This window comes from Alteromonas sp. 14N.309.X.WAT.G.H12 (assembly GCF_036697315.1).
Lineage (GTDB): Bacteria > Pseudomonadota > Gammaproteobacteria > Enterobacterales > Alteromonadaceae > Alteromonas.
The window spans coordinates 1-9,024 of the sequence record NZ_JBAHZB010000126.1 but is presented as its reverse complement, the minus strand read 5'-3'; the positions used below and the strand labels follow the sequence as shown (position 1 = coordinate 9,024).

5 protein-coding genes are annotated in these 9,024 nt (G+C 47.9%); 4 read left to right on the top strand and 1 reads right to left on the bottom strand.

Going from position 1 to position 9,024, the window contains the following annotated elements:
- The 3 genes from V5298_RS18370 to recD form a co-directional block, all read left to right on the top strand.
- Window positions 1-628: hypothetical protein (locus V5298_RS18370; RefSeq protein WP_332932883.1), on the top strand; the 628-nt coding region annotated here is incomplete at its 5' end.
- A complete protein-coding gene (recB, locus tag V5298_RS18365) occupies window positions 625-4,209 on the top strand; it encodes an exodeoxyribonuclease V subunit beta (RefSeq protein WP_332932882.1) in 3,585 nt (1,194 codons plus the stop codon). The genes V5298_RS18370 and recB, both read left to right, overlap by 4 nt.
- Window positions 4,206-6,083, top strand: a complete 1,878-nt coding sequence (gene recD / locus V5298_RS18360; RefSeq protein ID WP_332932881.1) for an exodeoxyribonuclease V subunit alpha — start codon at window positions 4,206-4,208, stop codon at window positions 6,081-6,083. Before recB ends, recD begins: the two co-directional genes overlap by 4 nt.
- Here the strand turns inward: recD and V5298_RS18355 are convergent.
- The gene (locus V5298_RS18355) at window positions 6,065-7,093 is read right to left on the bottom strand and encodes a hypothetical protein (RefSeq protein WP_332932880.1); all 1,029 of its coding nucleotides are present in this window, start codon (window positions 7,091-7,093) and stop codon (window positions 6,065-6,067) included. The genes recD and V5298_RS18355 overlap by 19 nt on opposite strands.
- 427 nt (window positions 7,094-7,520) lie before the next feature.
- Here V5298_RS18355 and V5298_RS18350 point away from each other — a divergent pair.
- The coding region (locus tag V5298_RS18350) for a DUF5117 domain-containing protein (RefSeq protein ID WP_332932884.1) at window positions 7,521-9,024 on the top strand (1,504 nt) is incomplete at its 3' end.

Here is a 9,024-nt window from a genome sequence, read left to right as displayed (position 1 = left end):
GGCATTGACTGATCAATTTGGTACCCATGTGGCGGCGCCTCATAACGTCAGGGTCAATTGTCATGATATCACGCTGGAAGCCCAAGCCTGGCAAGGAACCAGTGGTTTACAATTGATGCTGTACGGCAGTGATTCCAACAAGCAGCGTCTGGTACAATATTTGACGCTGTTGTGTTTCAACGCTAACGATAATTTTCTGCCTTTAGACACATACTTTTTGGCGTGGGCTAAGGGGAAATACACGGTTCGATATCGTCATATCGACCCCTTTCCCCAGGACGTTGCGCAACAGTTATTAGACGATATTTGTCAGCTTTATCAGTCCATGTTGTCTGCCCCTGTTCCTGCTTTTATTGATTTAACCTTAGCGCTATTGGATGGGTTTGAAAAATGGCAGAAAAACCATGATGACGGTATGTCGTTCTCTTATTGGCTAACCAGTGAGGATGGCGCGTCCTGTTGGCAAAATGCATTAAAAGGTGGCTACATGACTGCCAGCCTGAATGATGATCCTTATGTGCGATGGTTCTTTCCCACGGGGCTGGCGATGTCAGATTTTCCTGCTCAGCCGCTAGCCAATGTCTTTACGCCCTTGTATTTAAATAGAAAGGATAAAAAAGTAAAATGACAGGATCAGGTGAAAACAGCCAGCCTTTGGATGTTTTAAATATTCCCTTGCAGGGGCGACATCTTATCGAAGCCAGTGCCGGTACTGGGAAAACCTTTAATATTACCCGGCTATATTTGCGCTTGTTGTTAGAAAAATCCCTTTCGGTACAAGAAATTCTGGTCATGACGTATACCAAAGCGGCCACCGAAGAGATTAAAGGACGGGTGGCCGAAACCCTACGAGAAGCCCTTGGGGTTTGGCGTGAAGTTATGGATAACCCAGCGTTATTAAGTCAGCAAGATCCCATTTATCAAACCTTGTATCAGGTAGCGCCTCAGGAAGAAGGATTAGCAAAACTTGAAGCGGCCCTGCTTGAATTAGACGAAGCCGCTGTATTTACCATTCATGGCTTTTGTAACAAGGTGATCAGTGAATTGGCCTTCGCCAGTGGCTCGGCTATGACCTTGACCCTGGAAACGGATACCCAAGCGTACTGGACCGCCGCTGCCCAGGATTGGATCCGAAAAATGGCCAGTGACGACCATGCTTACCGCACCTTGTTGGAACACAACTGGCATATTCCCGAACTATTCATTAAAGAATTTGAACAGGCACTGAAAAGTGATCTTGCGGTGGAAATGTGGGATGCAGCGACTATCGAGCAGGATTATCAGCAAAGTTTAGATAAATTTAAAACCAGCACCGAGGCCGAAATGGGGCGTGTGTACGCCCATCTTCAGGAAAATGCTGCCTTTCTTAATGAACATCTCATTGCGGTAAAAGATGGAGAAGTTAAGGAAAGCCGCGAGCAAGAGTGGCACGCTTTGCTTACGTGGCTTGCTAACGGCGCTGTCATTCCTCCTAGTGATGAGGCGGCGCGGTTCATTACTCCTCAACGCTTTGGTCGCGCACAGAAGGCAAAATTGGTGGCCATTTCCCAGCCACTAAAAGCGTTAATTGGTGACATCAAAAGCACCTATCAACAACTGGAAAAAGACAGACAAGGTAAACTCGACGCCATTGCCACTTATCAGCATGTAGCGGAAGGTTTTGACTATATTCGTGCCCATGTAGCAGCGGCAAAACGCCGTCAGGGTGTTTTGGATTTTGATGATCTCATCAAAACCCTGGCTCATCAGGTTAGTCATGATGATGCTACGTTGCGAGAGGCTTTGCGGGAACGTTACCCGGTGGCGTTAATTGATGAATTTCAGGATACCGATGCCAGCCAGTATCAAATTTTGTCACAAGTTTATCCCCCGGGCGAAAACGACCATCTTTTGATGATGATAGGGGATCCCAAACAAGCCATTTACGGCTTTCGTGGGGGGGATATTTTCACTTATCTTAAAGCCGGACGTCAGGCGGATTATCGCTGGGTGATGGATACCAATTGGCGTTCAGTTAAAGCCATGGTGGAAGGATACAACCGTTTGTTTTATGGTACCCATACCTCAGGCCCAGGCCGGGATGTTTTTGGGTACAGTATTGGTTATGTACCCGTCAATTCAACGCCTCATGCAAAAGCGGCAAGTACCCCCCTTGTTGATGATGAGGCCCGTCAAGCCCTTAACTTTGTTGTTTTTGAAGACGAAGAGAATGAGAAGGTCGGTGTTGATGAGTTAACCGAGCACTTGGTGCGCTGGACGAGCCATGAAATTCAGCGTTTGTTGCAGGAAGCAAGGTTAGGTGAGCGCACGGTTCAACCGGCGGATATTGCCATTTTGGTGCGCTCAGGCAAAGAAGCGGAATTGATTAAAGCCGGATTAACCAAGGTGGGGTTAACGTCAGTTTACCTCAGTAGTAATACGCCATTATTCTCTGCCGAAGAAGCCATTGATTTGTACCGGGTGCTGGATGGCATTTGGCATTGTGATGATAAGTCGCGGCTTTCTGGCGCCTTATCAAGTCCCTTGTTAGGCTACGAGCAACACACGTTAGTTGCCATGCTACATGATGAAGATGATGGGCTCTGGGAAGGGTGTATGGCGCGAATCCTTCAGTTGCGTCAGGTATGGCTAAAGCAAGGGTGTATGGCGGTGATTTTGACCTTGCTGCGGCGCTGGTATGCGCTGCGGGATGATCAAACCGAACGTCATTTAACCAATTATCTGCATCTAGCCGAAGCCCTCGAAAAAGCGGCGTCCACAACCCCGCGGCCAGAACAACTGCTGTTGTGGTTGCATAAAAACATTACCGATCCCCAGGGCAAAGATGAATATGTACAGCGATTGGAAAGTGACGCGAAACTGATCCAGATTGTGACCATGCATGGCTCAAAAGGGTTAGAGTATCCCATCGTGTTTGTTCCCTTTGCGAATAAATATCGAGATCCGTCAAAATCCGGGAATAGACAATTCCATGCATTTCGCTATTTCGATGAACAGACCCAAAGACAACGTTTACAGCTTGGTTATTCTACCGATGCCCAGCAGAAGGTCAGGGAACAAGGTCATGCCGAAGAAATGCGTTTGCTGTATGTGGCCATCACCCGCGCCGCACACCGCTGCTATTTGGGCGTGGCCCCGTTTAAAGGCAGTGAAAATTCGGCTTTGGCAAAAGCTTTGGGGCTGAGCGAGAAAGGCAGCTGGGTTGGTGCCATCAGTGCCATTATTGATGAGGATGGCAGGCATACGGCGGTGTTAAGTGCAGATAGCATTCCGCTGAGCAAAGGGCGCGTAACCGCGAGTGAAACGCCCATTTCCCTTCGTGTTGCCGAGTTTACCGGTTCGGTGAAAGACAACTGGCGACTGTATTCATTTAGCGCCTTGGCCCGCCAGCAGGTTGCGGTAAAACATACGGTGCGCGATGAAGAAATTGTGGATGCCTCGGTGGATACTGAGGTGTCCTTAAAAGCACCGCGTTTGCGTTTTGCACTGGAAAAAGGGGCGAATGCCGGTAACCTTTTACATGACCTGTTGGAAATTACCGATTTCACCGCACCGGCCTGGCCTACCCATCGTGACATGGGCACGCGACTCAATTTAGACGATATCGCTTTTGATGAGCTGGCCAGTTGGATGGATGAGGTGTTGGCAACCCCCTTATCGCCGTCGTTAACCCTTGGGGCCCTCGGAACATCAAAAACACTGAAAGAAGCAGAGTTCTATTTTCCGGTTAACCAGGCGGATTGGCGCACGTTGAAACAGTTGTTGAATCAACACCGACAGTCACTAAATGGAAACAACGCCATCCCTGTACCGAATGTATCTGCCTGGCAATTAGAAGGGATGATGCACGGTTTTATTGATTTGATTTTCGAAAACGAGGGGCGGTTTTACGTGGCCGATTATAAATCCACCCACCTAGGTAATGATTTTGGGTACTACAAACAAGACGCCATGATCCACAATAATCAAAAGCACCTCTACGATTTACAGTATCTGCTATACGCCTTGGCACTCCATCGATATTTGCAGAACCACATCCCTGATTATTCCCCCGCGGAGCATTTTGGTGGTGTGTACTATTTATATTTGCGGGGGATGCATCCTGACAACACCGCGTCTGAAGGGGTGTTTTATACCGCCATTAGTGAAGACGAATTACAGCGATTAGACGGACTGTTTAGTGGTGAAAAGGATGAGGTGGGTCAATGAAATCTTTAAATCAGATCCAGCAGCAACTGGACGATATCGAAGCCATTGATTACTATCTTGCGCAGCATTTATCCCAGCGGGTAGACGGGGAATACAAAGAGGCGGCATTTTACCTGATTGTGGCGTTGTCTTATTTTCAGCGTCATGGCCACAGCTGTCTAAATTTAGACGCCATAGCGGATAAAACCCTGTTTGATAGCGATGATGACAGTGCGCCGCGACCGGGGATCCGCTTTGCCGGTCTTACCCCATTAATTAAACTTGCCCAGTATCTTTCGGCGCATCCCCAAACGCAGGCTTATTTTGTGTATAACCATGGCAAGTTATATACCCAACGCTATTGGGAATTTGAAACCGTGGTGGCCCAACAGGTGTTAAACCGTATACAGAGCCGTCCCTTGAGCGATACGGCATTGCAGCGCATTAAACCGGTTTGGCAACGGCTTTTTTCCTGCCAAAACACCACCGTTCAGGATTGGCAGCAGCTTGCCACCGCCTGTGCCATTAGCCAGCAATTTGCCGTCATAAACGGCGGGCCAGGAACCGGTAAAACCTATACAGTGACCCGATTACTGCTGGCGTTACAAGCAGCCTCTGAGCAACCGTTAACGATTAAGCTTGCAGCACCTACCGGGAAGGCCGCCCAACGGTTAACGGAATCCGTATCGGACACCTTACAAAAGATCACCGGTGAGGAAGTGGAAAAACTCAAACCCTTCATTTCCACCAACGCCAGTACGTTACATCGTTTATTAGGGGTACGGCCCTTACAGATCACACCCAAACACCACAAAGACAACCCGATTCATTGTGATGTTCTAATTATCGATGAAGCGTCAATGGTGGATCTTGCGCTGATGGCACGGGTATTAAGTGCCCTTGAATCAAATACCAGCGTGTACCTTGTGGGCGATGCAAACCAGTTACCGGCGGTTGAATCCGGTAACGTGTTGGAAGCCTTGGTGGGTAAAGATAACGCGGGCACCGCGGTGGTGAGCCAAGCACAGGCAGATCTTCTTCGCCGTTTGTGCCCCCATTTGCCTTTGTTACCGGTGGATGACAAGGTGTTGTCCACGGTGTTTACCTTGCAGGTAAGTCAGCGCTTTAGCGGAAAATTAGCCGTTGCGGCAAAAGGAATACGAGAAGGGGATGTCAACGGGCTTGAATCACAGATCGTTAACCTAGACAACTTGGATAAAACGTCGTTAATTCAAAAAGACGTTAGCCAGATGGCGTTTCCTGATGGACATGGCTTACGGCATTTAATCGATGCCAGCTTTAAACCCTTGTTCAACGCCTCCTCCCCCGAAGAAGCCCTCACTGCCTTGTCCTATTGTCGATGGTTATCGCCGGTGCGCCAAGGAGAGGGCGGTGTTGAATGGTTAAATCGGGAAGTGGAAAAACGCTTTTTATCTGCGGTTTATTTGGGCGGCGGACAGCATTATCACGGCAGACCGATAATGGTGACCCAGAACGATTATGTGCAGCGGTTATTTAACGGTGATACAGGAGTTATCTGGGCCGACAAAGAAGGGCGTTTGCGGGCGTATTTTCTGGATAACAACAAGATCCGTTCAATCAGCTTAGCGCGACTGCCGAAGGTAGAAACCGTTTATGCCATGACCATACATAAATCCCAAGGTTCGGAATTCGACCACGTGGTGATCTGGCTACCCAAAAGCACGGGCAAGGCGGCCACACTGTTTACCCGGGAGCTATTGTATACGGGCCTTACGCGGGCAAAAAAAGGCTGCTTACTGGTTGGGCCGTCGGAGCGCTTACGCTATGTGATTGGCGCCCAGACCGAACGCTTTTCTGGGCTATACCAACGTATTGTTGCAGGTTGGCAGGCCCATCAATCAGAGGAAAAATAAAATAGACAATCGGATTTAGCCAGTTCTGGGTTTTTTGAAAGCAGAAATAAAGTAGTGGGCTGGTTTACCGTTAGACAATTGTTATTTGCAGAGAAAAAGCGGCTGACTTTTTCTCTGCAACTGCGCCCGATAATACGAAAATGATCCAGCTGATTATGATCAACCCAGCCCAACATGTCTCCGGCTTGCAAAGTAACGAAACTGCAAGCCTCTATATCGCTTCTTAGGGTGCAGTTGACGCCAAAGACAGGTTTGTCTGAATACGTTAATGCTGCACTGCGACGGAGTTCTAAACGCCGAGGTTGGGATATTATTCGCACCGGTGTGTGTTCGGCGAGGGTTTCATCCTGCCACAAGGCAAGTAATCCTTGGATGAGTTTTTTATTGGAATGTACATCAAGGGTTTTGGGCGTATAAACCGACACGACGGGCCCGGCCAGTGGTAAATCTGTTAGTGCGCCAATGAGGATGGGAGAGTGTAGAACGGTATCGCAAAAGTAGGAACTTAGCGCAAGATGAGCCGGTGTAGTGTCAAGGGTCAATGCAAAGTTAGGGATATCTGGCGCCGTATCATGAAGGTTGACCACACATTGGGCATCGAGGGAATTTAATAGTTGATACAGGTCGTGGGCTGTGTGGTTTTCCTGATACAAAAAGGGCTCACGGAAACAGCGGTTTAAATCTCGTTTACCCGGCTCAAAGGGGTGGGTAAACAAAGGGGGAAGTGTGGCGGCGTCAACGGAGACGACCACCAGTTTAATATCGGTTATGGGCAACGTGTTGCGCCGCAGTACCTCCAGCACGGCGCGCAAACCGCTGGGCTCATCGCCATGGAGTAAGGTCACGATGACCCGGCAAGCGGAAGACCGGCCTTTAATATGGAAAACGGTGGGGCCAGGCAGCGCCTGCACAATTTCTTTGCAGGAACTTGGTGTTTGTCCACAGTCCGGATTATAGATATGGTAAAAGCCATCTTCTTTTACGGCTTGCTTCCACTGGGTGGGCGTCATAAATGTGTCCAGAAAACTAAATCAATCAAAGCATATATTTGAGGATAGTCGCTGATGATTATGATGCGTTGACGCAGATCAACAGTGATTTTGTTAGTGGACACCGTGATGATAGAACAATGTCTTTTATCGTAAATTGACACTTATTCAACGTGTGTTATTGCAACATTTGGTTATTTCGATGTAGGGTAATTATTCAACAAGTATCACACACAATCTCGGGCACCATTACGCCGAGATACCCCTTTCCTTGTAGTACCTAGCAATATAAGTTGTTTTTATCAGCGCAGAGTCTGTGTTTTTAAGGCATCAATTAAAATAATAATGTGGAGAATTTAAGTTGCGTACAATCATTACTTTGATACTTCTTACGGCGAGTTGCCATCTATGGGCATCGATACCCCGTATAGCGGATTTTACCGACGGAATGGAAGCTCACGATGGCTTTTTACCTTTTTACTATGATAACGCAACAGACAAAGTCTACTTAAATGTGGATAAACTCGATAGCGAGATGCTGTTTCTTAGCAGCTTACCTCAAGGTGTGGGCTCTAATGATATCGGTCTAGATCGGGGACAGTTAGGCGTCTCTCATATCATTAAATTTGAACGGCACGGCAATAAGGTCTTAATGAAGGCGATTAATACCCGTTATCGTTCAAACACCACCAATATGGCGGAACAAGCCAGTATTGATGAAGCCTTTGCTGATTCGGTACTGAGTGGCTTTACCGTGGTGGCGGCGTCGGATGACGGCGTGCTTATCGACTACACCCCTTATCTACTTAGTGACGTGCATGGAGTGGCTAATCGGCTAAAACAAAAAAAACAGGGTAACTATAAAGTTGATAGCAGCCGAAGTGCTGTTTATACGCCAAGAAGTAAGGCGTTTCCTAAAAATACTGAATTGGAGTCTATCGTTACCTACGTAGGTACCCAGCCCGGCGAATATGTTAAGCAAGTAACGCCCGAGCCAAACAGTATAACAGTACATTTGCATCATGGCTTTGTGGCCTTGCCAGAACCCGGATATACGCCCAGAGCTTATCATCCCTATTCTGGTTACTGGAAAAGAGGTTACTTTGATTACGCTACGGCCATTACTGAACCCACCGAAGTTAAATTTATAACCCGCCATCGTTTGTTCAAAAAAGACATCAGTGCGAAGGTCAGTGAGGCGGTTGAGCCCATTGTGTATTACATCGATCCTGGGGTGCCAGAGCCGGTAATGAGTGCACTTAAAGAAGGGGCAAGTTGGTGGAATCAAGCCTTCGAAGCGATTGGCTACAAAGATGCGTTTCAGGTGAAAGTCCTTCCTCAAGGCGCAGATCCTATGGATGTACGTTACAACATGATCAACTGGGTGCATCGTGCCACACGGGGGTGGTCTTATGGTTCATCCATCCGTGATCCACGCACTGGCGAAATTATTAAAGGGAATGTTACTTTAGGTTCGTTGCGTGTTCGTCAGGATTATCTCATCGCCTTAGGTTTGATGAGTCCTTTTGATGGAAAGCAAAGTACCGATGAAGAAAAAGAGATGGCGCTGGCGCGAATTCGCCAATTGTCGGCCCACGAAGTGGGGCATACCCTTGGCTTGGCCCATAATTTTGCGGCCAGTGAATACGGGCGTGAATCGGTAATGGATTATCCTCATCCTAAAGTGACCATGAAAAACGGTAAAATTTCTTTAGAGGGGGCGTATGATTCGGGTATTGGAAAATGGGATATTCAAGCCATTGCATATGGTTATCAAGATTATGCAACACCCGAAGCTGAAAAAGATGGATTAGCGGCCATTATCGCGGATTCAAGAGCAAAAGGGTTGGCCTTTAAAACCGATTGGGATACCCGTTCATCGGTACACCCTTCGAGTAACGGTCATATGTGGGATAATGGCGATTCTCCGCTGGAGGCCTTTGATGACATGG